At 56.0% G+C, this 24,772-nt stretch carries 23 protein-coding genes; 10 read left to right on the top strand and 13 right to left on the bottom strand.

Features of this window, described 5'->3' with window-relative positions; all coding sequences use genetic code 11:
- Positions 1-5: 5 nt before the first annotated feature.
- The 10 genes from GH984_RS06450 to GH984_RS06495 all read right to left on the bottom strand — a co-directional run bounded on the left by GH984_RS06450 (position 6) and on the right by GH984_RS06495 (position 9,063).
- A complete protein-coding gene (locus GH984_RS06450; protein ID WP_153719391.1) occupies positions 6-1,082 on the bottom strand; it encodes a formate dehydrogenase subunit gamma in 1,077 nt (358 codons plus the stop codon).
- Positions 1,083-1,111: 29 nt separating this feature from the next.
- Positions 1,112-1,324, bottom strand: a complete 213-nt coding sequence (locus tag GH984_RS06455) for a hypothetical protein (RefSeq protein WP_216643633.1) — start codon at positions 1,322-1,324, stop codon at positions 1,112-1,114.
- 35 nt (positions 1,325-1,359) lie between these two features.
- Positions 1,360-1,950, bottom strand: a complete 591-nt coding sequence (fdh3B, locus tag GH984_RS06460) for a formate dehydrogenase FDH3 subunit beta (RefSeq protein WP_153719392.1) — start codon at positions 1,948-1,950, stop codon at positions 1,360-1,362.
- A 29-nt stretch (positions 1,951-1,979) separates the two neighbouring features.
- Positions 1,980-4,961 carry a formate dehydrogenase subunit alpha gene (locus GH984_RS06465; RefSeq protein ID WP_153719393.1) on the bottom strand — a complete coding sequence of 994 codons (2,982 nt, stop codon included), beginning with the start codon at positions 4,959-4,961 and terminating at the stop codon, positions 1,980-1,982.
- A 15-nt stretch (positions 4,962-4,976) separates the two neighbouring features.
- Positions 4,977-5,192, bottom strand: coding sequence for a twin-arginine translocation signal domain-containing protein (locus tag GH984_RS06470; protein ID WP_153719394.1), 216 nt, complete (start codon positions 5,190-5,192; stop codon positions 4,977-4,979).
- Positions 5,193-5,217: 25 nt separating this feature from the next.
- Entirely contained in the window at positions 5,218-5,829 is a 612-nt protein-coding gene (locus tag GH984_RS06475; protein WP_153719395.1) for a TorD/DmsD family molecular chaperone, read from the bottom strand.
- Positions 5,830-5,911: 82 nt separating this feature from the next.
- Complete coding sequence (locus tag GH984_RS06480; RefSeq protein WP_153719396.1) at positions 5,912-7,552, bottom strand: 4Fe-4S binding protein; 1,641 nt, start codon at positions 7,550-7,552, stop codon at positions 5,912-5,914.
- A gap of 2 nt (positions 7,553-7,554) precedes the next feature.
- On the bottom strand, positions 7,555-8,079 hold the full coding sequence (locus tag GH984_RS06485) for a DUF3306 domain-containing protein (protein WP_172973189.1): 525 nt from the start codon (positions 8,077-8,079) through the stop codon (positions 7,555-7,557).
- Positions 8,069-8,569, bottom strand: coding sequence for a DUF3305 domain-containing protein (locus GH984_RS06490; RefSeq protein ID WP_153719398.1), 501 nt, complete (start codon positions 8,567-8,569; stop codon positions 8,069-8,071). Before GH984_RS06490 ends, GH984_RS06485 begins: the two co-directional genes overlap by 11 nt.
- Complete coding sequence (locus GH984_RS06495) at positions 8,566-9,063, bottom strand: DUF6505 family protein (RefSeq protein ID WP_153719399.1); 498 nt, start codon at positions 9,061-9,063, stop codon at positions 8,566-8,568. Before GH984_RS06495 ends, GH984_RS06490 begins: the two co-directional genes overlap by 4 nt.
- 69 nt (positions 9,064-9,132) lie before the next feature.
- Here GH984_RS06495 and GH984_RS06500 point away from each other — a divergent pair, with 69 nt between their 5' ends.
- From GH984_RS06500 to moeA, 4 genes are read left to right on the top strand one after another with little or no spacing between them, the layout of a single operon-like run.
- Positions 9,133-10,224 carry a WD40/YVTN/BNR-like repeat-containing protein gene (locus GH984_RS06500; RefSeq protein WP_253939150.1) on the top strand — a complete coding sequence of 364 codons (1,092 nt, stop codon included), beginning with the start codon at positions 9,133-9,135 and terminating at the stop codon, positions 10,222-10,224.
- Entirely contained in the window at positions 10,221-11,024 is an 804-nt protein-coding gene (gene yqeC, locus GH984_RS06505) for a selenium cofactor biosynthesis protein YqeC (RefSeq protein ID WP_153719401.1), read from the top strand. Before GH984_RS06500 ends, yqeC begins: the two co-directional genes overlap by 4 nt.
- Positions 11,021-11,299 carry a MoaD/ThiS family protein gene (locus GH984_RS06510; protein ID WP_153719402.1) on the top strand — a complete coding sequence of 93 codons (279 nt, stop codon included), beginning with the start codon at positions 11,021-11,023 and terminating at the stop codon, positions 11,297-11,299. The genes yqeC and GH984_RS06510 overlap by 4 nt, the downstream gene beginning before the upstream one ends.
- A gap of 5 nt (positions 11,300-11,304) precedes the next feature.
- Positions 11,305-13,119 carry a molybdopterin molybdotransferase MoeA gene (gene moeA / locus GH984_RS06515; protein WP_153719403.1) on the top strand — a complete coding sequence of 605 codons (1,815 nt, stop codon included), beginning with the start codon at positions 11,305-11,307 and terminating at the stop codon, positions 13,117-13,119.
- A gap of 1 nt (position 13,120) precedes the next feature.
- Here the strand turns inward: moeA and GH984_RS06520 are convergent, their stop codons facing one another.
- From GH984_RS06520 to GH984_RS06530, 3 genes are read right to left on the bottom strand one after another with little or no spacing between them, the layout of a single operon-like run.
- Positions 13,121-13,327, bottom strand: a complete 207-nt coding sequence (locus tag GH984_RS06520; protein WP_153719404.1) for a DUF6494 family protein — start codon at positions 13,325-13,327, stop codon at positions 13,121-13,123.
- A gap of 3 nt (positions 13,328-13,330) precedes the next feature.
- A complete protein-coding gene (gene moaA, locus GH984_RS06525; RefSeq protein ID WP_153719405.1) occupies positions 13,331-14,356 on the bottom strand; it encodes a GTP 3',8-cyclase MoaA in 1,026 nt (341 codons plus the stop codon).
- A gap of 2 nt (positions 14,357-14,358) precedes the next feature.
- Positions 14,359-14,790: a molybdenum cofactor biosynthesis protein MoaE gene (locus GH984_RS06530; protein WP_153719406.1), complete on the bottom strand. Its 432-nt coding sequence runs from the start codon at positions 14,788-14,790 to the stop codon at positions 14,359-14,361.
- Positions 14,791-14,828: 38 nt separating this feature from the next.
- Here GH984_RS06530 and GH984_RS06535 point away from each other — a divergent pair, with 38 nt between their 5' ends.
- The 6 genes from GH984_RS06535 (at position 14,829) to lpdA (ending at position 24,771) form a co-directional block, all read left to right on the top strand.
- Entirely contained in the window at positions 14,829-17,186 is a 2,358-nt protein-coding gene (locus GH984_RS06535; protein WP_172973190.1) for a tetratricopeptide repeat protein, read from the top strand.
- A complete protein-coding gene (locus tag GH984_RS06540) occupies positions 17,183-17,845 on the top strand; it encodes a biotin--[acetyl-CoA-carboxylase] ligase (protein ID WP_153719408.1) in 663 nt (220 codons plus the stop codon). The genes GH984_RS06535 and GH984_RS06540 overlap by 4 nt, the downstream gene beginning before the upstream one ends.
- Positions 17,842-18,753: an oxygen-dependent coproporphyrinogen oxidase gene (gene hemF / locus GH984_RS06545; RefSeq protein ID WP_153719409.1), complete on the top strand. Its 912-nt coding sequence runs from the start codon at positions 17,842-17,844 to the stop codon at positions 18,751-18,753. Before GH984_RS06540 ends, hemF begins: the two co-directional genes overlap by 4 nt.
- A 207-nt stretch (positions 18,754-18,960) precedes the next feature.
- A complete protein-coding gene (aceE, locus tag GH984_RS06550; RefSeq protein WP_172973191.1) occupies positions 18,961-21,642 on the top strand; it encodes a pyruvate dehydrogenase (acetyl-transferring), homodimeric type in 2,682 nt (893 codons plus the stop codon).
- Positions 21,643-21,668: 26 nt separating this feature from the next.
- A complete protein-coding gene (aceF, locus tag GH984_RS06555; RefSeq protein ID WP_369691977.1) occupies positions 21,669-22,973 on the top strand; it encodes a dihydrolipoyllysine-residue acetyltransferase in 1,305 nt (434 codons plus the stop codon).
- Between the two features lie 22 nt (positions 22,974-22,995).
- A complete protein-coding gene (lpdA, locus tag GH984_RS06560; protein WP_153719410.1) occupies positions 22,996-24,771 on the top strand; it encodes a dihydrolipoyl dehydrogenase in 1,776 nt (591 codons plus the stop codon).
- Position 24,772: the final 1 nt, after the last annotated feature.

Here is a 24,772-nt window from a genome sequence, read left to right on the forward strand (position 1 = left end):
AGGCGCTAGGCGGGTTTATCCCGTTGACTAACGGCAACCCCCGATTTAACACCCGCTTCACTGGCGTCTATTGCCTGATCTTTCACATCTTCATACCAAAGATCATGATGCTGTTTGGCCCACTCAACACTGACATAGCCAGTTGCCATGCCGTCGATAGCGCCTTCGGTGCCCGCCGTACCAATATAGGCGTGCCCTAAGAATAGCCCAATCCACAGGATAGCTGCCACGGCGTGTACAAGCGAAGCCTGCTGCATGATTTCGCGCGTTTGACCCCAAATAGGGAAGTTCAAAACCACACCGGTAATGCAAACGATGCCACCCACGAGGACCACAAACCAAAACCAGACTTTCTCGCCGCCATTCATCCGGCCTGCGGATGGATGCTTGCCGCCAAAGATACCGCCACCGGCCTTAAACCACTCCCAGTCGGTCTTATTCGGTACGTTATGCCAAACCCAGGCGAGTGCCATTGCCGCTACGCAAGCCGCAAAGAACGGCCCCGAATAGTTATGGCTCATCATGGCCACCTCGGCATACGCTGCAAAGCCCGCTGGCCCAAGAATCGGAATGAGCACAGCACGGCCAAACAACAGGCTTAGCCCGGTAATCGATAAAACGATAAACAGGGTTGCCGTTGTCCAATGCAGCACGCGCTCCCACAACTTCCATCTCAATACCACTTGGCCGGTGGGGCGATGATCGAGGCGATTTCTGCCACCAATCAAATAAGCCAACGTAATCGCGATTACCGCGGCCGCAAGCACCCATGGCATCACGTTTGCTACTAAGCCATTACGAATCTGCCGCCAGTTTTCACCACCGTTATGAATCAGAACGCCAGCCTCCGGTGACTGCACGGTGGTTATGCCCGATACGCCCTCGCGAACAGAGCGCCAAGTGGTCTCTGAGCGCGGGTTTACCTCTTCAAATGAAGATCCTTGCGCCGAGGCCAGCTCAACAAACAAATAACCGCTCAGGGGCGCCACCATCGCGCCAACCGCAATCAGCAGGATGCTCCAGAGCATGATTTTAACGTGTACGCGCTTGGCCCTAGCCTTCGCATCACCTTGCTTTTTCATATCAAATCCTCCTGTGCTGAGATGCAATCTCAGCGATCCCGCTGTCCACCGAAGCGTTCGCGCAAAGCGTCCTCGCGTTCGGCTGAGCCGGCTTGATTCAGCAATGGATCATCACTGCCCTTGTAGACACCGGGTTCATAGAGCGTGACATCACTCGCTGACTCATAACAGCCGGTGAGCGTGAACACGAGCAGACCGAGTGCCGCCATTTTGGCCAGTCGGGATCCGAAGACGGACACCATTGAAGTTACCTCCAACATTGGGAGCGAAGGGCGCGTCACACGCCCGCTCCGTATGCTTGTTCCCAACCCCAAGTTTGGGGTCGTCCTGAACGACGCAATGTCCGCTCGCGGAAGATATCGGCCACCATGTCGCCATCACCAGCAAGCAACGCCTTGGTCGAGCACATCTCCGCACAGGCCGGTAATTTGCCCTCGGCCACACGGTTGGCACCGTACTTGGCATACTCATCGTTACTGTTGTTAGCGGTAGGACCACCGGCACAGAACGTGCACTTGTCCATTTTTCCGCGCACCCCAAAGGCCTCTTGCTGCGGGTACTGCGGCGCGCCAAATGGGCAAGCATAAAAGCAGTAGCCACAACCGATGCAGAGATCTTTATCGTGCAAGACGATGCCGTCATCGGTGGTGTAGAAACAGTCCACCGGGCAGACCGCCGCACAAGGGGCATCCGTACAGTGCATGCAGGCAACAGAGATCGATTTCTCCCCTGGCACACCGTCATTGATGGTGACCACTCGGCGGCGATTAACGCCCCAAGGCACTTCGTTTTCGTTTTTACATGCGGTTACACAAGCGTTGCATTCAATACACCGCTCGGCGTCACACAGGAATTTCATTCGGGCCATTTTGGCTCTCCTCCAGAAAAGTTCCCGCCTTAGGCGGCGCGAATTTCACAAAGCGTTGACTTGGTCTCTTGCATTTGCGTGACCCGGTCGTAGCCGTACGTTGTAGCCGTGTTACAGGCCTCACCTCGAACATAAGGCGCCGTGCCTTCCGGATAACGGTCTAACAGGTCTTCACCCTGATAATGACCACCGAAATGGAATGGCGTCCAAACGGTGCCACGCGGCACACGCTCCGTTACCATCGCCTTCACCCGAATGCTGCCGCCCTCAGGGCCATCAAGCCAGACGTCCTGACCATCGGCAATTTGCCGGTCATTAGCATCCGCTGGATGAATTTCGACAAACATCTCCTGCTGCAACTCAGCCAGCCATGGGTTAGAGCGAGTTTCCTCACCGCCGCCTTCGTATTCAACGAGTCGGCCACTGGTAAAGATCAGCGGGAAGTCGCGTGAATAATCTTCGCTCTGCACCGAGGCATAACGGGTTGGCAACCGGTAAGAGGCCTTCACATCCTCATAGGTTGGGTACTCAGCCACCAAGTCGTAACGCGGTGTGTACAGCGGCTCACGGTGAACCGGAATCGGATCAGGGAACTGCCATACCTCACAACGTGCCTTGGCATTACCAAATGGCGCACAACCATGGGCAATGACCACACGCTGAATACCGCCAGACAGGTCAGTTTTCCAATTAACGCCGTCCAGCTTCTCCAGCACCTCAGTACTTGCGGTACGGATATTGCGTGGCAGATCACTTGAATCGACGCCAGCAACGCGGGCACAAGCTTCAAGCTCTTCACGGGTAAGATCCACATGCCATCCCAGCTGACGCAGGGTGGCAAACGTGAACTCAGGATAACCATCGCGCAGCTCAGAGCCTTCTGAGAAGGATCCATTGGCCAGCAGACTTTCGCCCTCACGCTCTACGCCAAAGCGGGCACGGAAGGTGAGGCCACCGTCTTTAACCGGCTGACTCGGATCGTAAAGCACATGCGTGCCAGGATGGTTCATCTCTGGCGTGCCCCAACATGGCCATGGCAGACCGTAGTAGTCGCCATCGCAAGGGCCACCCACTGCACGTAGCGTTGTGGTGTCAAACGTGTGCTTATTCTCAAGATGCAGCTTGAGACGCTCCGGGCTCTGACCGGTATAACCGATCGTCCAAGTGCCCCGGTTGATCTCACGCAGCGTATCTTCTGGGTTTGGCATGTCGTCGCCTTCGATCGAGATGTTTTTAAACATCTGATCTTCAAAGCCAAACTTCTGAGCCAAACGATAGAGAATCTGTGCATCCGTTTTGGATTCAAACAGCGGATCGATCACCTGCTCACGCCACTGCAAAGAGCGGTTTGACGCCGTGGCCGAGCCGCGCTGCTCAAACTGCGTACAGGTTGGCAGCAGATACACACCATCGGTGCGCTCACTCATTACCGCCAGATGGGTTGGATAAGGATCAGAGATCACGACCAAGTCGAGTTTCTCGACGGCCTCTTTCATATCCGGCCCACGTGTCTGCGAGTTAACGGCATGACCCTGGAAGAAGACCGCCCGGGTGTTATCTCGCTGGCTCAGGTTAGATGGATCTTCTAAGATCCCGTCAATCCAGCGTGACACAGGAATACCCACAATATTCATTGGGTGTGCCATGTTGCCGCCGCCGGCATCGTACTGGCCATCATCAAAGCGGCTCTTGATGTAGTCGAAGTCTACATCCCAAACCCGGCACCAATGGCGCCACGCGCCTTCGGCAAGGCCATAGTAGCCTGGCAGTGTGTGCGAGTTGGGGCCGACATCGGTGGCGCCCTGCACGTTGTCGTGACCGCGGAAGATATTGGCACCTCCGCCAGAAACGCCGATATTACCCAAGGCCAACTGCAAAATGCAGTACGCACGGGTGTTGTTGTTGCCAACGTGATGCTGCGTACCCCCCATGCACCATACGATGGTGCCCGGGCGATGTTCAGCCATCGTTTTAGCGGCTTCGTAAACCTGTGCTTCTGGCACACCGGTTACATCTTCAACACGGGCTGGCGTCCAATGTGCAACTTCTTCGCGCACTTTATCTAGGCCATACACCCGCTGGTTGACGTACTCACGATCTTCCCAGCCATTCTCAAAGATATGCCAAAGCATGCCCCAAATCAGTGGCACGTCTGTACCGGCACGGAAGCTAATATGCTGATCGGCATGGGCAGCGGTTCGAGTAAACCGAGGATCTGCCACAATCATCTTCGCCCCGTTTTCCTTAGCGCGCAGGATATGCTGCATGGAAACCGGATGCGCCTCAGCCGCATTACTACCGATAAAGAACATGCACTTGGCGTTATGCATGTCGTTGTAGCTGTTGGTCATGGCGCCGTAGCCCCATGTATTGGCCACGCCAGCAACCGTTGTGGAATGGCAGATACGCGCCTGATGGTCGATATTATTGGTGCCCCAGAACGCAACAAACTTACGTTGCAGGTAGCTGCCTTCGTTGTTGGACTTCGAAGACCCACACCACCAAACGGAATCTGGGCCACTTTCTTCACGGATCTTCATGAACTGATCGCCAATCTCGTTGATGGCGTCATCCCAGCTCATCCGCTTCCAGCGCCCGCCTTCCAGCTTCATGGGATATTTGATGCGCTTCTCGCCAATGCCGTGTTCACGCAACGAGGCGCCTTTGGCACAATGAGCGCCCAAGTTAAATGGCGAATCGAAATCCGGCTCTTGGCCCGTCCAAACGCCGTTTTGCACCTCGGCAACCACGCCACAACCCACGGAACAATGGGTACACACTGAACGTTTGATTTCAGCAGCAACACCCGCTTCACGCGTGTTCTTCTCGGCCGCATTGGCCCGTCGCATCATCGTGGGTGGCAGGGCAGCGCCAACGGCTGCGGCGCCTGCCGTCAAACCGGAGCGACGCAGGAACGTACGTCGATCCATCGCCGTGTAGAACATGCTAGGAAAGCCACTGCGTGCGACTTGCTCGGCGCCTGCGCTGGTATTTTTCTTTATTAGTTTCATAACAAACGCTCCGAATTAGCTACGAGCTAAGTCATAGAAGCGACGCACATGCGCCGTTTCCTGATAGCCCTTCACTTTAGATGAAGAGGATTCGGCATGATCAGCCGTTGGTGCTGGCTCAGAAGCCATCACCCCAGACCCCGCCGCTACGCCAACGGCAGCGCCGCCAACAACCAAGCCTTTAAGAAAACTCCGCCGGCTTTCGTTACGCTCTGACTTTTCTGAACTCATGATGCTCTCCTCCTGAGCCTGGCCCTTAGGCCATTTCCAGATACTGCTTTTCAGCCACAATAAAGCGCTCTGCAAAAGCACCTACGGACCGGTAAAAAACTGCGGACTTCGCTTTTTGAAGATCCTGCATGAAACGCTCCACCCAGCTTGCCAGGTGATCATTAAAAAACACGCGCTGCCCCGCAACAGAAACACCGTCGGGGCCACTCAAAATGGCCATTGAATCGAACAATGCCGAAATGTGATCTTCTGGCTCGTACACTTCTGCTTCACGCTCTAAACCGAGCGCTTTCAAGTCATCACGCAACTTAACCAGAGGCCGACCCATCAGAAACCCGGTTTGATACCAAGATCCATAAGGCATGAGTTCGCCTCGGCCGATACCGATAAACAAATCGTGATACTCGATATCCAGCGCTTCAAGATCGTCTTGTTGGCAGCGTCCAGCCGCATCAGCCATCCCACGCCAGCCCTCGGCAAGCGGGCCTGCTTGTTCGTCAACATCAAGGGTAGCGAGCGGAGCGAGAAGATCAGGGGTGGGGGTGCGGGCAAACAGCGCTGAGAGCAGCGCATACGTGCGCGAACGAAGGTAATCCTCCGGTGCCTGCTGCTCATCCATTAACGCATTAGCCTGCATACATTCTCCCCTCTTGTATCGTGCTTTATAGCCTGCGTGTCTGACAAATGGCAACTGGTTTTTATGTTGCGCTGCGCCATTACTAGCCGCCTAAGCGGCTACCTTCCTCATCAAACAAATCACGAATACGACAGTCTTCACACATCTTTAATCGCTCAAACGCCCGTGTATCGCCAAACATCCAGTGGCCTGATAACTGCTCAGTGATCTTTGAAATCATTTTCTCTGTGGCAAATGCCTTGCCACAGCCAACGCAGTGAAACGGCTTTTCTTCATTCAGTACGCGCTGAGCTGGATTCGCAAACGCGGGCAGGTGCAAGCGCGCGTCAAGCTGGATGGCATCTTCAGGACAGGCCGTTTCACACAGCCCGCATTGCAAACAGCGCGACTCATCAAATAATAATCGCGGCTCACCACCGCCTGTCGTAACAGCCTCTACCGGGCAAACCGCTGCGCAAGACATACACAAAGTACAGGTCTGCTGATTCACCACTATTTGTCCAAACGGTGACCCCTTTGGCAGCGCTGTGGTCGTATCGGCCCGCGCGGGCCGATACAAATGCGCAAAGGCACGCTGAATTCGATCTCGTTTACTACCGCTTAAGCTGTACTTGGCGGCTGGCAGACCATGTCCGTCATGTAAGGGCAGCGATTGCAGAACGGCAACATCACGTAAAACCTGCACTCGGTCAGGCTCTAGCTGCAGCGCCTCAAGCACCGGCACAAATAACGCCCGCTGCGACTCGCTGGCCTCTGCCAATGAGGCCTCAGCCTGCTCTGGCAATAGCACCCAGACATCGCTGGCGCCCATCGCCAGTAACGTCAGCCAAATATCCGGGCCAATGCTGCCCGCATCTTCAACGGCAATGGTTAACACGCGTTCCGGCAAATCCGCTGCCACCGCTTCTATTGCCTGCACACCGGCATCGTCATCGTGAAATAGCACGGCCGGCGGGTTTTTCGTCTGCTCCGCCCAAATCTTGAGCGCACGTCGCAAGGCCCCCAGCAAATCAGCAGCGTGAGGGAAGGCATAACTGATCGCACCACTCGGGCAAACCACCGCACAACTTCCACAGCCTTGGCAAAGGTAGGGATCAACTTCGATTGTTTCGCCTTTCGAGAAGATTGCCCCGGTAGCACAAGCATCCATACAGCGCGTACAACCGGTTAGGCCACGAGCACCGTGCGCACAAAGATTTTCATCGTAGGCAAAAAATCGGGGTTTTTGAAAATCGCCAATCAGCTCTGGCAATAAGGCAAGCGCATGCGCCAAGGCCTCTGGATCTGAGCCGGGGCGCGAATACCCCAGCGGCGGCTTTTCAACGGTAATAACCGGCTGCGCAGATAGATCAAGCACCAAATCAAAACTACCCAGGCTAACTTCTCCGGCATCGCCATCTATCGAGGCCTCAAACGCCCCTAAATAACCGGTTAACCGAGGGCGACCCCGCGCCAGTAAAAACTGCTCACGCTCAAGCCCTTCAATCGGCGCATCATCATTGACCACGATGGCGCAAGTCAGCTGATCCGATAACCCGCGAGCTGCTTCTAAGGCGCGCGCCGTGGCGCCGATAATCAACAAGCGGCCTGCCGAGCGATATTCCACAAACCCCGCAGTACCTAAGTTAGCTTCAGCTAAGCCTGCCAGCGCCATTGCCCGTGCGGCTCCGTCTGCTGTTACAGCAGGCAGCTCACTGGCAGGGGCGTGTTTAATCTCTAACAAGGCTATTTCTCCTCAGGTTGTTCTTCTAATTGATCAGCGTCATCGCGGCCTTCAGTGTCTTCTGGAGCTTCCAGCGGGGCTTCCTGAGCATCAAGCTCAGACGCCTTCTCTTCCTCTTCTTCTAAGCGCTTACGCTCACGTTCTTTTTCGCGCTCTAGCAAACGCTCGCGCTGCCGGCGCCACTCCCAGGTATCGGCATCCCCTAGGGGCTGCAGCAAGGTGAAGTCTTCGTCATAGTCATCAAGGCCATCTTTTACGTTGTAGCGCGCAGAATGAAAAATCTTCCGCAGCGCTTTTTGCCGAAGCCGCTCACTCACGCCTGGCGAGAAAAAGGGACTGACATCGCTATCCGGCGCCAATGTCTCGATATCGGGCATATCTTCATCGGTTAAAACGGGTTCATCAGGCTCGGCTTGCTCCTCGGGCAGCGCAGCCGGCTCCTCTTGAGGCGCCTCTTTCGGCTCTTCCTCTGGCTGCTGCTTGCGCCGTGACCAGCGCTCTAAAAAGCCCTCGTTCTCAGAAGTCATCCATCTGCTCCCGTGGTTTACGGCGGCGTTTTTTGCCGCGCTTATCATCGGGTTGGTAATGCGCCATCACAAAGCGTTCCACTTCTTCAAGCAACCATGCCGGCGGATCCATTCGAAAAATCTCGGTCTCACTTTCCTGCTGACGTGCCGACTCATCCTGATCCAGCGTGACCATCATTGGCATCAGTCCATACTGTGGATCTTCCTGACAAATCACAAACAGCGATGGCCGGGCGCTAGTCAGGTTGTACCAGAAGGTTTCGGCATTTGAACGCAGCAATACCACCGCAAGACCCGACCAGCGAAACTCACGAATACCCTCATCAATCCGAGTTTCGGTCATTTTTTCTTCGGCTGCGCCGCGCTCAATAGCCTGCAAGCTCCAGGCGGGAAACTGCCACTGCCCACGCTGGCGCATCTCTCGCCGCAACACCACAATAATCGGCCAGCTCGTGCGCTCAGGCGGTTCGACCATCGAAGGCTGATTCATGATGCTGGGTCCTTTTCGTCCGGTTCCATGCGAAAAACAGGGGCAGATTCCCACTCACTTTTGGGGCGGTGCACTCGAAACGCTTCACGAATTTCACCATCCACAAAATCGCGCTGCAGCGAGAGCACGGTGTTGATATCGGGGGTGCACAGCGACTCGCAAAACTCAAACTCCTGCCGCGCTTCGGTCATCGCAGCCGCCATATCAGGAGCGCCATATTGATCCACAAAATGATGCGCGAGGCGCTCTAAAACTTGGCGTTGCTCCGTGGTAGGCATTTCTACTACAACGGCTAGGGTGCTCCAGCCAAACGAGGTTAGCCCCAAAAACCCGTGACGAAATGCCGACCGCTCGCCCCCATCTAAATGGGTAGGGTCACGTTCGCCAAAATTAAAAACAAAGGTGCCGGGCACAACCCACTCGCCGGCCTCCGCTGCCCGTGGGTAAACGGATTCATCGCTATCATCAAGACGTAACGCGCGCAAAAACCGCAAAGTGCTGTCCTCCCCTGATCACTCTCTACGGTATATTAGCCGATCGGTAAACAGAAGATGGAGGATAATATGGGGGCTGTTGCCGTGCTGGTTGGCACCCGCAAGGGGCTATTTATTGCGCGCAGTACTGCGGAACGCGCTGAATGGCAATTAGAAGGCCCGCATCTGGCTGGCTACGAAATTCAATCGGCCTTTCTGGATCCTCGCCAGCCGCTTGTGGGCTATGCGGCTGGGCATCACCCCGTATGGGGCATTCATATTTATCGCACACACGATGGCGGACGAAGCTGGCAGAGCTTAGCCGAAGTGCCTCGGCATCGTGAGGATGATGACCCAGATAGCCTAACGATGATTTGGTCGCTCGCCCCTGGGCGCCCCAATCACCCCGATGAAATTTTAGCGGGCATTGAGCCACCGGGCGTTTTTCGTAGCAGCGATGCTGGGCAGAGTTGGCAGCCACTCAATGGCTTTAATCAACACCCTGATCGTACTCAATGGAGCCCCGCCAAAGGCGGGTTAGCCGTGCATTCGGTGCAAGTTGATCCCAACCATCCCGAGCAGATCTATGCCGCACTCTCAGCCGGTGGCATTTATCGCTCATCAGACAATGGTGCCACTTGGCAGGCCGCTAACCATGGCATACGCGCACCCTATTTGGCGCAAAAAAACGCCCCCTGCGGGCAATGTGTGCATCGTTTATTAGTGCATCCGGCAAAGCCGGGCCGCGCCTATCAACAAAGTCATCATGGCACCTATGTTAGTGATGACTATGGCGATCACTGGCAGGCCATAGATCAAGGTTTGCCGAGCGATTTTGGTTATGCGCTGGCCACTGACCCTGTCAACCCTGACGTCATTTACTGTGTGCCCGAAGAGAGCAGCCAGTTTCGGGCCACGGTAGATGGTCGGCTGCGGGTTTATCGCAGCCGCGATGTCGGCAAACACTGGGAAGCACTGGGCGATGGGCTGCCGCAGGAGAATGTCTTCGTCACGATTTTGCGCGACGGTCTAGCAAGCGACGGCGCAAGCCCACTTGGATTGTACTTAGGTACCTCTAGCGGGCATCTTTTTGCCAGTCGCGATGGCGGTGATCACTGGGCCCTACTTGCTGGTTTTTTACCGGGCATTCTCAGTGTTAGGGCCACTCAGGATTTGGCATGAGCCAGGGAATAAACCAGACACCCACGGCACTTGCTGAGGCATTGCTGGCCACCCATGGCATTATTTGCGCGGTGGGTGCTGGTGGCAAAAAGAGCACGCTTTATCAGCTGCTGGCTCATGCATCGGGGCGCGTGGGCTTTACCGCCACGGCCATGACCACCACACCACCACGGCGGCGGTTTGATGCGCGCTTTTTTGCAGAGCCTGAAGCGCTAGAAGCAGAGATCCCCCTTGCAGCGCAAACACATCAGCGCATCGCTTATGCCTGCCCCAGTCAAAAATCGGGGCGCGTAGCAGGCCTACCCCCGGCGCTCATTGCAGACCTACATAAAAAGAGCGGGTTTAATCTGACTTTGGTAAAAGCTGATGGCGCCCGCATGCGCGGTATTAAGGCGCCACGCCCCGATGAGCCACTGATCGTGCCGGGCTGCACCACCGTGATCTTTGTCGTTTCCGCGCACGTTATTGGACAGCCACTCTCAGAAGAGATTGCCCATCGCGTGCCGCTCCTCGAGGAGCGTCTTGGCATCCAAGCGGGCGCATCCTTGACACCCACACATATCGGCCGCTTACTCAGTCACCCACAAGGCGCTTGGCAGGGCGTGGGCAAAAGCCGGTTAGTCACGCTGATTAATCAAGTTGATAATGCCGAGCGGTATAACTTAGCGATGGCCGCCGCACAAGCAGCGCTGCAGGGCGAAAACCCACCGGCTCGGGTTGTTCTTGGCTCGATGACCGCCGCGCAACCGCTGATTGATATTGTGGAAGCCACCCCGAAAAAGGCAGACTCATTAGTATGACACCCATCATTATCACCCTGCCTGCAGCCCTTCAGAGCTTGGCAGACGATCAGGCGCAACTCAGGCTGAACGCGCAAACAGTCAATGAGGCGTTTGTGCAAATTGCACAGGAACACGACTTATTGGCAAAGCGCATTCTCACGCGCGGCGGCCAGCTACGCCCCTTTGTGAACGTCTTTCTTGATGAGCAAGACATTCGACATCTCAACGGGCTTGAAACCCCACTAGATGGCTATCAAGAAATGACCATCGTCGCATCCGTGGCGGGCGGGTAGTACCCATGGCGCATTCTGTCAGCGCAATGATTCTGGCGGGCGGGCGGGCAACGCGCATGGGCGGCCAAGACAAAGGGCTTATCGCCCTCGCAGGCCAGCCGATGATTCAGCATGTGATCAATACCATTGCCCCGCAGGTAGACCACCTTGCCATTAATGCCAATCGCAACCAGGCGGACTATGCTGCGCTGGGGTATCCGGTGATTGGCGATAATATTAGCGGCTATCAGGGCCCGCTTGCCGGCATGGCAGCCGGGTTGGCCTGGAGCCCGAGCGAAAGATTACTGATGCTGCCTTGCGATGGGCCGCTGGTCCCTAATGACCTAGTGGCGCGGCTGCTGGCTGCGCTAGGTGATGGCGATGTAGCCGTTGCCCATGATGGCAAGCGGTTGCAGCCGGTGCATGTGCTACTGCATCGGCGCTGCCTGCCGAGTCTGCAGCGATTTATTGCGGAGGGCGGGCGTAAAATTGATCGCTGGTATGCCGAGCTTGATCAACGTACCGCTGATTTATCGGATCAACAGGATCTGTTTGTTAACGTCAATACGCCAATGGAGCGCGATGCGATGGAGCAACGACTCAACCCAACAGCCAATAACTGCGGCCATGATGCACCTTCATTACCCGTTGAAGAGGCACTGGCGCGCATGCTGAATGCGGTTACCCCCATTACCGGGCGCCGTCAGCTTGCGTTGCGCAGCGCACTGGGCCAAGTCCTCGCCGAACCCATAACCGCACCTGCCCCCGTGCCGGCGCATGATAACTCTGCCATGGATGGTTATGCCCTGCGCACCATCGATGCCAAGCAAAAAAGCCTACAACTCGTGGGCAGCGCCTTTGCCGGACACCCATTTACCGGCACGCTTAGCGCTGGCGAATGCGTGCGCATCATGACCGGCGGTGTCGTGCCCGCAGGCGCCGACGCGGTGGTTATGCAAGAGCGCGCAGAACGCGACGGCAATACCGTCGTTATCAATCAATGGCCCGAGCTAAGCGAGAACATCCGCCGCGCGGGTGAGGATTTACAAACCGGCGATATCATCCTGCCGGCAGGGCGTCGTATTACGGCTGCTGACTTAGGCCTGATCGCGTCAACTGGCCAAGCCGAGGTCACCACCTGGCGGCCCTTGCGCGTGGCCTTTTTCTCCACCGGCGACGAGCTGCGCAGTCTGGGAGAGGTGCTGGAAGCGGGGCAAATTTACGACAGCAATCGCTATACGATCTACGGCATGCTCAACAATTTGCATATCGAGATCATCGACCGTGGTGTGGTGAAAGATGATGAAGCGGCGCTAACCCAAGCACTCGATGAATGCGCGGCAGACGCCGATGTTGTGCTCACCTCAGGGGGTGTCTCTGTGGGCGAAGCCGATTATATGGTCAAACTGCTGCGCGCCCATGGTGAGCCGCATTTTTGGAGCATCGCAATGAAGCCCGGACGCCCGCTAACCTTCGGCCGCTACCGTGAGGCTTGGTATTTTGGTTTGCCGGGCAACCCCGTCTCGGTTATGGCAACCTTTGCGCAAATGGTGGCGCCCGCACTGCGCAAGCTGGCCGGAGAAAACCCGCCATACCAAGCGCCACGCTTTCAACTGCCTTGCCTGTCTGATTTAAGGAAAAAACCCGGCCGACAAGAATTTCAACGCGGCCGTATTATTACCACTGAATCAGGACAGCGAGCCGTAGAAAGCGTAGGCCGCCAGGGCTCTGGCATTTTACGCTCCATGAGTGACGCTAACTGTTTTATCGTGCTGCCGGCAGACGCAGAAGACATGCCAGCAGGCAGCCAAGTTGAGGTAGAACCGTTTACCTTAACCTGATCTACTCTAGGGTGATTTCGCCATCAATTTGATGGGCAACATCAACGCCTTCCACCTCAAGCTTAACCACGGCTTTAAGCGACTCATTACCCGTCAGTTTGCCGCTTTCGATGCCTTCGCGCACCGCAGCTTCAATTTCTCGCTGTGCGGTAATGCCCACTTTTTTTAAAAATTTCCGCACACTTAAGTTCAGCGCTTCTTCGTTCATTGTTTATCCACCAATGTAAGACATTTCAATTTTTCGCGTATCGATCGGTTTGGTGTCATGCGTGCGCACTTCTGAATATCGATCAACGCGTTTTGACCAAATTTGCCGAAGGGCATCTTCGATTTCGTTTTCTGATGCACCCGCGCGCAGCCGATCGCGTAAATCATGCCCGGCACTGGCAAACAAACAGGTATACAGCTTACCTTCAGCCGACAGCCGCGCTCGGCTACAATCACCACAGAATGGTTGGGTAACTGAGCTAATCATGCCCACCTCGCCACTGCCATCGGTATAGCGATAACGCTCTGCAACCTCGCCCCGATAGTTGGGTGCGACGGGCTCAATAGCCCACTTAGCGGCAATGCGCTCAACCACCTCTTTCGATGGCACCACCTGATCAAGACGCCAGCCATTGCTATTGCCAACATCCATATATTCAATAAAGCGCACGATATGCCCGCTACCCCGAAAATGCGCGGCCATTGGCACGATGTCTTGATCGTTCACACCACGCTGCACCACCATATTAATCTTAATGGGTGCTAGGCCGGCCGCCTCGGCATTGGCAATGCCCTCAAGCACCTGCGCCACCGGAAAGCCCACATCATTCATCGCCTTAAACACGGCATCATCAATACCATCAAGGCTGACCGTAATCCGATTGAGCCCGGCATCTTTCATTCGCTGCGCTTTCTCAAGAGTGAGCAGCGAGGCGTTAGTGGTCAGGCTGATGTCTTCCACCCCCTCAATGCCCGCCAACTGTTCGATCAGCAGCTCAATGTCTCGCCGAATCAGTGGCTCACCGCCCGTCAAACGTAATTTGCGCACGCCTAAGCGCACAAAAACCCGCGCCAGCTGCGTAATTTCTTCAAAACTCAACAGCTCACGCCGCGGCATAAACGCATGGTTCGCGCCAAATAACGCCTTGGGCATGCAATAACTACAGCGGAAATTGCACCGGTCAGTTAACGAGATACGCAAATCCCGCAGCGGGCGATCTAATCGATCTACGATAAGCTCGTCTGTCATTATTACTCCCCCGCGCCAGGCAGTGTTTCGCCCTGCAAATAGACTTCACTGCCATCGCTATAGCGCTCCCGTTTCCACACCGGGGCGGTCTTTTTTAACGTATCGATGGCATAACGACCTGCCGCAAATGCATCACCCCGATGCGCGGCTCGCACAACCACCACCACACTGAGCTCACCCACCTGCAGCCGTCCTGTGCGATGACGGATAACACAAGAGATCACATCAAACTGCGCTAGAGTCTCAGCCTCAACCTCAGCCAGCGCTTTTTCAGCGAGCGGCTCATACGCGGAATACTCAATTGCGCTCACCGACTTACCATCATGATGACGCCTTACCGTACCGCCGAACACCACAAATGCACCGGCATCTGGCGAGTCCGTTTCCGCAAGCAGCTGCTCGATATCGATGACATCTGCACCGATGTGATCCATTATTGCCATCCATTAATTGACCATTCAGGATGATCAAGATGCCGTTGAGAGACCCTGTCTGTCCAGTCTTTAACAGCCAAATTTTTGATGCCGAGCTCGTTTCGCCGGCAGAAAATGTGATTGAGCACCTCAATCATAGTGCGCGCGGTGGACGGCGAATTGTCTTGACGGGGCCTACCTTTAGCGGCCGCAGCAGTACCTTACGGGCCTGGCTTAACCAAACCCAAAAGCCTCAATTTGCCTATTTTCATGCCACCGGTTTAAACCCAGATCGCGATCATCCGGCCGGGGTTATTTACGGGTTGATTGCTGCTATTCGCGAACAGTTAGGTGTACTTGATGCCATACCACTGGATGAATCGGGCCTGCGAGAATCCCTGCCCAACTGGCTGGCAAGGCTCGGCACCCAACCCTCGGTGATTATCATTGATGATATCGACCAAATATCCGGCAGCGATCTGACGGGCGAGCCTGACTGGCTGCCACCCTACCTACCGCCCGAGCTGACCCTGATTGTAAGCGCTGAGCGTGGCCTGCTGGCTGAACGCCTGCGCAGCTCGGGCTGGGAAGGGGTGGATATGAATCGTAGCGCCCAGCACGATCTTACCCAAACCCAGGCGCTAATTGAGCAAGCAGCACAAACCCCCGCTCTGCGCGAGGCACTACGCCTACTGGCCGTGACCCCGCAAGGCCTTGAGCCCGCACAGCTCGAGGCGCTCGGTGCGCGTCAGCCCGATTTTCCGGATCAACGGCTGGTTATTACGCACCCCGCTATTCGCAAAGCGGTGCAGCGACTGCTGATTAGCGGCAGTGCTGAGGCGCGTCGCCTACATGCGCTACTCGCCAACGAAATGCCCACCCCGCTTTTACAAGCCCGTGAATTGGCAAACGCCGCTGAATGGGCAGCATTGCTGGAAATGCTGGCAGAAACCGACCAACTCCTGCTGTGGCGCGATGACCCCTTTGCCTGGCAATCGCTTTGGGTTGAGTTACCGGCACGCGACACCGCCATCAGCCATTTGCTGCGCCAACTCGACACCCTACGCAAGACCGAACCCGCAGATACTGCCGAGCGCCTTGCCATGGCACATACCAATGCCGCGCGCATTCTTGATCAGCTCGATGCAACAGACGCCGCGGCCAGCATCCGGCTTGCCGCGCACAAACAGCTCACGCGCATTGCGCCGAATACCTTGGCCAGCGCGCATGCCACACACCACTACGCGGCCGTTGATCTATCAGAATCAAACCCAGAGCAAGCCGCCGCCTTACTGCAACAAGCGCTTAGCGTGCGCCAACAAGCCTTGGGCGATGACCATCCCGACACCCGATCCACTCGGCACGCTCTTGCCGCCGCGTGGGAAGCCGCCGGCCAGCTTGAGCAGGCCATTGCCGAATACTCCGCGCTGGTCGCCACGCGTGAGGCCCATTTGGGTCGAGAGCATCCGGCCTTAATTCCGCTGCTCGGCAATTTAGGCGCCGCACAACGGGCCGCCAATCAGATTGAGCGCGCACGCGGGCCATTCGAGCGGGCTGTCAAATTGGCTGAAGCCGCCAGCAGCGGACCCAGCCCCGCCCTTGCTGTGGCGCTCGATAACCTCGCCAGTCTGCTTTACGCCGGGCAAGACCATGCGGGCGCGGAAGCGCGCTATCGCCAAGCACTCGACGTAACGCAAACGTTATTTGGCCCTGGGCATCCAGCCACCGCGGCGGCCATCCATAACTTAGGGACGGTGCTAGATGCCCAAGAGCAATTTAACGAGGCGGCACGCTGCTTCCGGCAGGCAGTAGACATCCGAACCCAAGCGCTCGGGCGCGAGCATGCCGAAACGGCAACCAGTCTGCACAATCTAGCCGGCATACTAGATGTAACCGGGCAGCGCGAAGAGGCCGAAACCCTCTATCGCGAGGCCATCGCCATTTGGCAGGCGGTAGTGGGTGATGAACACCCGGCCACCGCCACTAGCATTAATAACCTGGCAGATTTGCTACGCGAAAATGGCCGCTTAGACGAAGCCCAACCCCTGTATGAAGAAAATCTACAGCGCTGGCGCAATTTGTATGGAGACGAACATCCCAACACGGCCATGACCGCTGCCGAACTCGGCGGCCTACATGCCGATGCCAGCCGACCTCAGCAGGCCGAGCCCATGTTGCGTGAGGCAGTGCAAAGACTCGAGCGCATCATGGGGGTTGATAGCACCCTACATATTGATAGCCTCTGCCGACTTGCCGCACTGCTTCGCACGCAGGGTCGCGCTGCCGAGGGGGTCGCGCTGCTTGAAGCCGCCTATGACAAAGCCGCCGGAACAACACGTATTTTATCTCCCCGTTTACAAAAACTCCGCCGTCACCTCGATGGCTTACGCAAAGCGGTGAAAGGAACTGACACATGAACATCTCACTGCCACCGGTATTTGATGTGATTTATTTAGACGCGGTCGATAGCGTGACCGCCGAATTACAACGTCGCGCTGCTGAGGGTGCAGAAGAGGGCACCCTGATTTGGGCAGGCGAACAAACCCAAGGCAAAGGCCAGCATGGCCCATGGGTTTCTCCGCCCGGTGGGCTGTATTGCGCGGTATTGCTACGCCCTGACTTTGCCAAGGCGCACTGGCCTGAAATTGGGCCGGTGGCATTGCTGGCACTCGGCACCGCTGTGGCCGAGCTTCTGCCACCCATGACCGGGCTGGATTTTGCCTGGCCTAACGATGTTTTAGTGAATGGCTACAAAGTGGGCGGTATTAGCCTGCAGCAAGCCGCGCCCGATGGATTAATCATTACCGCGCAGCTCAATGTTGCCCCCCCAGTGGAGGCATGGGAGTACGCCTCTTTACTGGCAGATGGTGCCGCAGAGACCACACCGGGTGAGGCACTTGAGCGCTATGCCCGGTATTTGCTCGATAATCTGCAGCGCTGGCATGACGAAGGCATCGCCTCTATTTATCGCTCAATGCGTGCCCGAGGCATGCCCGGCATTGAACGCGACGGCAGCCTGGCTGAGCCTAGTCAATTTACCCCCCTAAGCGATTTCTTTGCCGAGGTCACTCAATGAGCGAAGTGGTTGATACGCCGGCCGTTAAACATTACCTCCTCGATTTGCAGACGCGTATCTGCGAGGGGCTAGCCGATTTAGAACCCGAGCAAGATTTTCATGAAGATCGCTGGGAGCGCTCACAAGGCGGCGGTGGGCAAAGCCGGGTGCTGACCGACGGCCAAGTCTTTGAGCAGGCCGGCGTAAACTTCTCGCATGTGCATGGCGATCATCTGCCCGCCACAGCCACTGAGCGCCGCCCCGAGCTAGCAGGCCGATCTTTTCAAGCGCTTGGGGTGTCGTTAGTCATTCACCCCCGCAACCCCTACGTGCCAACCTCACATGCCAATGTGCGCTTTTTTGTTGCTGATGCACCCAATGCACCGCCGATTTGGTGGTTTGGCGGCGGTTTTGATTTAACCCCCTTTTACCCGTTTAAAACCGACTGCCAGCATTGGCATCGTATTGCCAAAGAGGCGGTCACGCCGTTTGGAGAAACGCTTTACCCGCGCTTTAAAAAATGGTGCGACGACTACTTCTACCTACCCCATCGCAACGAAGCGCGTGGCATTGGCGGATTGTTTTTTGATGACTACGATGAAGGCGGTTTTGATGCGGCTTTTGGCTTAATGCAGGCTGTTGGCAATGCCTACCTACCCGCTTATCTGCCGATTGTTCATGCCCGCCAGGCAACACCATTTACCGAGCACGAACGCGCCTTTCAGCTCTACCGACGCGGTCGTTACGTTGAGTTTAACCTGCTCTATGACCGCGGCACTCGCTTTGGGATTCAATCGGGAGGGCGCACCGAATCCATCCTGATGTCCATGCCACCATTGGCTCGATGGGAGTATGGATACACGGCCGAGGAGGGCTCAGCAGAGGCGGAACTGACGGATTATTATCTCGTCCCACGACAGTGGGTTTGAGCCTCCGCCTGCAGCCTTTATCACATCATTTGTTCCCCACAGTCTTAAATGATGGGGTTACATCGCTAACAGACTCGGGTACTTTGGCGGGATGCTTAACGCGGAATTTTCCGCACTGCAACAATAGCCTACGTCACTTTAAGCGCTAGCCAGAAGCAAAATGGGGCGTTAATCTGATGCGGCGAGATAGTAAAAAAGAGGTAATCGATGGCAGCAATAATCAAGCCGATGCCGACGCCGGGTGACCCGGATCCGCAAGAGACTCGGGAGTGGCTCGAAGCCATTCAATCCGTTCTTGAATATGACGGGCCAGAACGTGCGCAGTTTTTGCTCGAACGCTTGGTTGATGCGGCCCGACGCAGCGGTGGCCAGCTTCCTTTTAAGGCCACAACTGCCTACCAAAACACCATTCCAACGCATCTCGAAGCGCCCATGCCCGGCGATGGCGCGCTCGAAAAACGAATTCGCTCGATCATTCGCTGGAACGCCATGGCGATGGTCGTGCAGGCAAACCGTGATCGCGATGGCATTGGTGGGCATATTGCCTCGTTTGCCTCATCTGCCACGCTCTACGAAGTCGGCTTTAACCACTTCTGGCATGCCGCCACCGAAGATCATGGTGGCGATCTGATTTTTATACAGGGTCATTCGGCACCCGGTATTTACGCCCGCGCCTTCTTAGAGGGCCGCTTGAGCGAAGAAGACTTACATAACTTTAGGGCTGATCTTGCTAAAACCGGCAAGCCGCTGTCCTCTTACCCACACCCCTGGCTGATGCCTGACTTTTGGCAGCTGCCCACAGTCTCCATGGGCTTAGGCCCCATCATGGGCGTTTATCAGGCGCGCTTTCTAAAATACCTCCACAATCGCGGCATTGTTGATACCAGCAACCGCAAGGTGTGGGTGTTTTGTGGCGATGGCGAAATGGATGAGCCCGAGAGCTTGGGCGCCATCGGCGTTGCCGCCCGTGAGGAACTCGACAACCTTATCTTTGTGGTCAACTGCAACCTGCAGCGCCTCGATGGCCCGGTCCGTGGCAACGGCAAAATCATTCAAGAGCTTGAAGGCGAATTCCGCGGTGCCGGGTGGAATGTGCTTAAAGTCATTTGGGGTTCGGCTTGGGACAAGCTGCTTGCGCAGGATCATGCTGGCCTGCTGCGGCAGCGCATGGAAGAAGCCGTTGATGGCGAATACCAAAACTTTAAAGCAAAAGGCGGTGCCTACACGCGAGAGCACTTCTTTGGTAAGTATCCTGAGCTTAAAGAAATGGTGGCCAACCTATCGGATGACGACATTTACCGTTTAAATCGCGGTGGCCACGACCCCTCTAAGGTGTATAACGCCTACAAAACCGCCACCGAGCATACCGGCCAACCCACCGTTATTCTTGCCAAAACCGTCAAAGGCTATGGCATGGGCGAAGCGGGCGAAGGCCAAAACATTACCCATCAACAAAAGAAGATGGCCGAGCAAGCACTTAAAGAATTTCGGGATCGTTTCCAAATTCCAGTGCCAGACGACAAAGTGGCCGATGCTCCCTTTTACCGCCCCCCTGAAGACTCACCAGAGATTAAATATCTCAGAGAGCGGCGTGATGAACTCGGTGGGCATCTGCCGGCGCGCAACGTTACCGCCGAGCCATTAAAAGCGCCCGATCTTTCGGCTTTTGATGTACTGCTCAAAGACAGTGGCGAGCGGGAAATGTCGACCACCATGGCCTATGTGCGGGCCTTGTCTGTAATTGCGCGTGATAAAACACTCGCACCGCGTTTAGTGCCCATCGTGCCCGATGAGGCACGCACCTTTGGTATGGAAGGGCTGTTTCGGCAAATTGGTATTTATGCACCCAAGGGGCAGCTCTACGAGCCCCAAGATGCCGACCAGCTCATGTACTATCGCGAAGACCAAAAGGGCCAAATTCTGCAGGAAGGCATTAACGAAGCGGGCGCCATGTCCAGCTGGATTGCAGCGGCCACCGCGTATGCCAATCACGGCGTCGAGATGATCCCGTTTTATGCGTACTACTCGATGTTTGGTTTCCAGCGGATTGGTGATTTGGCGTGGGCGGCCGGCGACATGCAGGCTAAAGGTTTTCTGATGGGTGGCACTGCTGGCCGCACAACACTCAACGGTGAAGGCCTGCAGCATGAAGACGGTCATAGCCACTTAATGAGTGCCACTATTCCGAACTGCATTTCCTACGACCCCACCTTTGCTTACGAAATGGCCGTTATCATTCAGGATGGAATGCGGCGGATGTATGAAGACCAAGAGCCGGTTTTCTACTACATCACGATGATGAACGAAAACTATCATCAGCCCGCCATGCCAAAAGGCGCTGAAGAAGGCATTCGCCGCGGTATGTACCTGTTGCAAAAGGGCGGTCGTGGCAAAAAGCGTGTGCAGCTGATGGGCTCGGGCACCATCTTAATTGAGGTGATGGCCGCCGCCGAGCTGCTCAAAGCAGACTGGGGTGTTGATTCAGATATCTGGAGCTGTCCATCGTTTACTGAACTACGCCGTGATGGCATTGATTGTGAGCGCTGGAACTTGCTGCATCCCGAGCAAAAACCACGTACCCCGTATGTTCGTGAGTGCCTTGAGAAGTACGAAGGGCCAATCGTGGCGTCTACCGATTACATGCGCAGCTTCCCTGATCAAATTCGCCCCTATTTAGATCGGCATTTCGTGACCCTCGGCACCGATGGCTATGGCCGCTCAGACACCCGAGAGAACCTACGCCGGTTCTTTGAAGTCGATCGCTACTACGTGACCGTGGCAGCGCTCAAAGCGCTGGCCGATGAAGGGGTTATCAAAGCAGATCAGGTAACCAAGGCGATCAAAAAATACGATATCGATACCGAAGCACCTAACCCCAGCACTGTCTGAGGGTTTTCGGTTAAAGGAGAGTTTGCGTGGCAGAGGTCAAGGAAATTACCGTTCCCGACATTGGCGATTTCGATGCCGTTGATGTCATTGAGATTTTGGTGGGTCCCGGCGATACCGTCGCCGCTGAAGATTCACTCATTACCTTAGAGAGTGACAAGGCAACCATGGAGGTGCCCTCCCCCTTTAGCGGCACCATTAAGGAGATTTTAATCAGCGCGGGCGATCAGGTTTCTGAAGGCACCGCCGTGGCTAAAATCGAAGTGGCCGAAGCGGCCGCTGAACCTGAATCTAAATCTGAGCCTGAGCCTGAGCCCGAACCGGCACCCGAGCCAGAGTCAAAACCTGAGCCGGCGGCTAAAGCTGAGCCCAAGGCTGAACCTGCCCCAGAACCTGCGCCCGCCGCAGCGCCATCAGATGGCAAACTGGCACATGCCAGCCCGTCAGTACGGCGTTTTGCCCGTGAGCTCGGTGTTCCGCTGGGTGAAGTCAAAGGGACGGGCCGCAAGGGCCGAATCACTCGCGAAGATGTGCAAAGTTTTGTTAAGAGCGCGCTGAGCGGTGGCGGCAGTGCTGGCGCTGCGCCCAGCGGTGGCAGCGGTATTCCGCCTATTCCAGCGGTCGACTTTGCCAAATTTGGTGAAATTGAAGAAGTACCGCTATCACGGATTAAAAAGCTCTCTGGGCCACATTTACATCGCAGTTGGCTGAACATTCCTCATGTCACGCAATTTGACGATGCAGATATCACGGAACTAGAAGCATTCCGCCAGCGTGAAAAAGCGGCGGCCGAAAAAGCCGGCGTTAAACTCACGCCACTGGCCTTTTTAGTGAAAGCAGCCGCCTCAGCCCTAGGTGAGCACCCCACCCTGAACAGCTCGCTCAACCCTGATGGCTCCGCGCTCATCATGAAGCACTACATCAACATTGGGGTTGCGGTAGATACCCCTAATGGGCTGGTCGTACCCGTCATTAAAGACGCAGACAAAAAAGGCATCTATGCCATTGCGGCCGATTTAGGCGAACTATCGGTTAAAGCGCGTGATGGCAAACTCGGCCCTGGCGACATGCAAGGCGGCACCTTTAGCATCTCTAGCCTTGGCGGTATTGGCGGCACGGCGTTTACACCGATTGTTAACGCGCCAGAGGTGGCTATTCTGGGTGTTTCTAAGTCTTCCACACAGCCGGTGTGGGATGGCCAGGCCTTCCAGCCGCGGTTGATGCTGCCGCTAAGCCTGTCCTACGACCACCGCGTGATTGACGGTGCTGCCGCTGCGCGCTTTACCACTTACCTCTCAAGCCTGCTGGGCGACCTCCGTCGTCTTATCCTATAAGCCGGCCAAGGAGCTTGCATTTATGTCAGAAGAAAAGGAAATCCGCGTCCCCGATATTGGCGATTTTGATGCGGTTGAAATCATCGAAATCTTGGTTGCGCCGGGGGATAGCGTTGAGGCAGAAGCTTCACTGATTACGCTGGAAAGCGACAAAGCCACCATGGAGGTGCCGGCACCGTTTGATTGCACCATCACCACACTAAAAGTGAACGTTGGCGATAGCGTGGCTAAAGGCGATCTGATTGCCTTGGCCACAGCGGCCGACGCAGAGGCAGATGACGCGCCCGCTAACACGCCAACTGAGGCGCCAGCCGCTGACAAGCCAGCACCAGCCGCTGAAAAACCTGCGCCCGCACCGGCACCGACACCAGCCGCTGCTGCCCCAGATGATGCCGACTGCGACTTAGTCGTGATTGGAGCCGGCCCAGGCGGTTATTCAGCGGCATTTCGCGCCGCCGATCTGGGTTTAAAAGTGATTTTGGTAGAGCGCTATGCCGCACTAGGCGGTGTTTGCTTAAATGTGGGCTGCATTCCGTCCAAAGCACTGCTGCATGCCGCTAAGGTGATTGATGACGCGGAGTTTTTTGCCGATCACGGCATTAAATTCAGCAAGCCCAAAATTGACCTGAAAAAGCTTGAGGCCTGGAAATCAAGCGTTGTCGGTAAACTCACCGGCGGCCTGCAAGGCCTTGCTAAGCAACGCAAAGTAGAAGTGGTAACGGGCAAGGCGGGCTTTACTGACCCACATACCCTGAATGTGGAAACCGACGACGGTAGCCGTGCCATTCGCTTTCGTCACTGCATTATCGCGGCTGGCTCGCGCCCGGTGGCCCCGCCCGGTTTTGACCTCAAACACCCTCGCATCATGGACTCTACCGATGCGCTGGAGCTTGAAGAGATCCCCAAACGGCTGCTGATTGTTGGCGGCGGCATCATTGGTCTTGAAATGGCCTCGGTTTATCATGCTCTGGGCAGCGAAATCACGGTGGTTGAGCTGGCTGATCGCCTCATGACCGGCGCCGATGCGGATATCGTTAAACCGTTCCGCAAAATCATCGATAAGCGCTATGCCAACATCTACTTAAAAACTCGCGTGGTCTCGCTAAGCGCTGATGATAAAGGCGTTGATGTTGAGTTTGAGGGCGATAAAGCACCGGCCAAAGATCGCTTTGACCGGGTTCTAGTCTCGGTCGGCCGCCGCCCCAACACCGATGGGTTAAATATTGAGGCCAGCGGGCTATCGCTGCAGGATAACGGCTGCATTGCGGCAGATGATCAAATGCGCACCGCCGTTGAACATATCTTTGCCATTGGTGATGTGATTGGCCAGCCCATGCTTGCGCATAAAGCCGTGCACGAAGGCAAGGTGGCAGCCGAGGTAATCGGCGGTGAGAAAAGCGGCTTTGATGGCCGTGTTATTCCTTCTGTGGCTTACACCGACCCTGAAGTGGCCTGGGTGGGCGTTACCCAAGAGCAAGCCAAGGCAGAAGGGCTGGCCGTTGAAGTGGGCACCTTCCCCTGGGCGGCCAATGGCCGGTCACTCTCGTTAGGGCGGGATGAGGGCGTGACTAAACTCATTTTTGAAAAAGACACCGAGCGAGTGATTGGCGCGGGCATTGTCGGCACCAACGCCGGCGATCTTATTGCCGAAGTGGCGCTTGCCATTGAGATGGGTGCCGATATGCACGACATCGGGCTTACCATTCATCCGCATCCGACGCTGTCTGAGTCGGTGGCGATGGCAGCCGAGGCCGCCGCGGGAACGTTAACGGATCTTTATATGCCACGGAAACGCTAGT

The sequence above is a fragment of the Spiribacter salilacus genome (assembly GCF_009649225.1).
Classification (GTDB): domain Bacteria; phylum Pseudomonadota; class Gammaproteobacteria; order Nitrococcales; family Nitrococcaceae; genus Spiribacter; species Spiribacter salilacus.

Coding starts and splice junctions, on each gene's coding strand:
- GH984_RS06450 (WP_153719391.1), bottom strand. CDS start 1,082: ATGAAAAAGCAAGGTGATGCGAAGGCTAGGGCCAAGCGCGTACACGTT.
- GH984_RS06455 (WP_216643633.1), bottom strand. CDS start 1,324: ATGGTGTCCGTCTTCGGATCCCGACTGGCCAAAATGGCGGCACTCGGT.
- fdh3B (WP_153719392.1), bottom strand. CDS start 1,950: ATGGCCCGAATGAAATTCCTGTGTGACGCCGAGCGGTGTATTGAATGC.
- GH984_RS06465 (WP_153719393.1), bottom strand. CDS start 4,961: ATGAAACTAATAAAGAAAAATACCAGCGCAGGCGCCGAGCAAGTCGCA.
- GH984_RS06470 (WP_153719394.1), bottom strand. CDS start 5,192: ATGAGTTCAGAAAAGTCAGAGCGTAACGAAAGCCGGCGGAGTTTTCTT.
- GH984_RS06475 (WP_153719395.1), bottom strand. CDS start 5,829: ATGCAGGCTAATGCGTTAATGGATGAGCAGCAGGCACCGGAGGATTAC.
- GH984_RS06485 (WP_172973189.1), bottom strand. CDS start 8,079: ATGACTTCTGAGAACGAGGGCTTTTTAGAGCGCTGGTCACGGCGCAAG.
- GH984_RS06490 (WP_153719398.1), bottom strand. CDS start 8,569: ATGAATCAGCCTTCGATGGTCGAACCGCCTGAGCGCACGAGCTGGCCG.
- GH984_RS06500 (WP_253939150.1), top strand. CDS start 9,133: ATGGGGGCTGTTGCCGTGCTGGTTGGCACCCGCAAGGGGCTATTTATT.
- yqeC (WP_153719401.1), top strand. CDS start 10,221: ATGAGCCAGGGAATAAACCAGACACCCACGGCACTTGCTGAGGCATTG.
- GH984_RS06510 (WP_153719402.1), top strand. CDS start 11,021: ATGACACCCATCATTATCACCCTGCCTGCAGCCCTTCAGAGCTTGGCA.
- moeA (WP_153719403.1), top strand. CDS start 11,305: ATGGCGCATTCTGTCAGCGCAATGATTCTGGCGGGCGGGCGGGCAACG.
- GH984_RS06520 (WP_153719404.1), bottom strand. CDS start 13,327: ATGAACGAAGAAGCGCTGAACTTAAGTGTGCGGAAATTTTTAAAAAAA.
- moaA (WP_153719405.1), bottom strand. CDS start 14,356: ATGACAGACGAGCTTATCGTAGATCGATTAGATCGCCCGCTGCGGGAT.
- GH984_RS06530 (WP_153719406.1), bottom strand. CDS start 14,790: ATGGATCACATCGGTGCAGATGTCATCGATATCGAGCAGCTGCTTGCG.
- GH984_RS06535 (WP_172973190.1), top strand. CDS start 14,829: ATGCCGTTGAGAGACCCTGTCTGTCCAGTCTTTAACAGCCAAATTTTT.
- GH984_RS06540 (WP_153719408.1), top strand. CDS start 17,183: ATGAACATCTCACTGCCACCGGTATTTGATGTGATTTATTTAGACGCG.
- hemF (WP_153719409.1), top strand. CDS start 17,842: ATGAGCGAAGTGGTTGATACGCCGGCCGTTAAACATTACCTCCTCGAT.
- aceE (WP_172973191.1), top strand. CDS start 18,961: ATGGCAGCAATAATCAAGCCGATGCCGACGCCGGGTGACCCGGATCCG.
- lpdA (WP_153719410.1), top strand. CDS start 22,996: ATGTCAGAAGAAAAGGAAATCCGCGTCCCCGATATTGGCGATTTTGAT.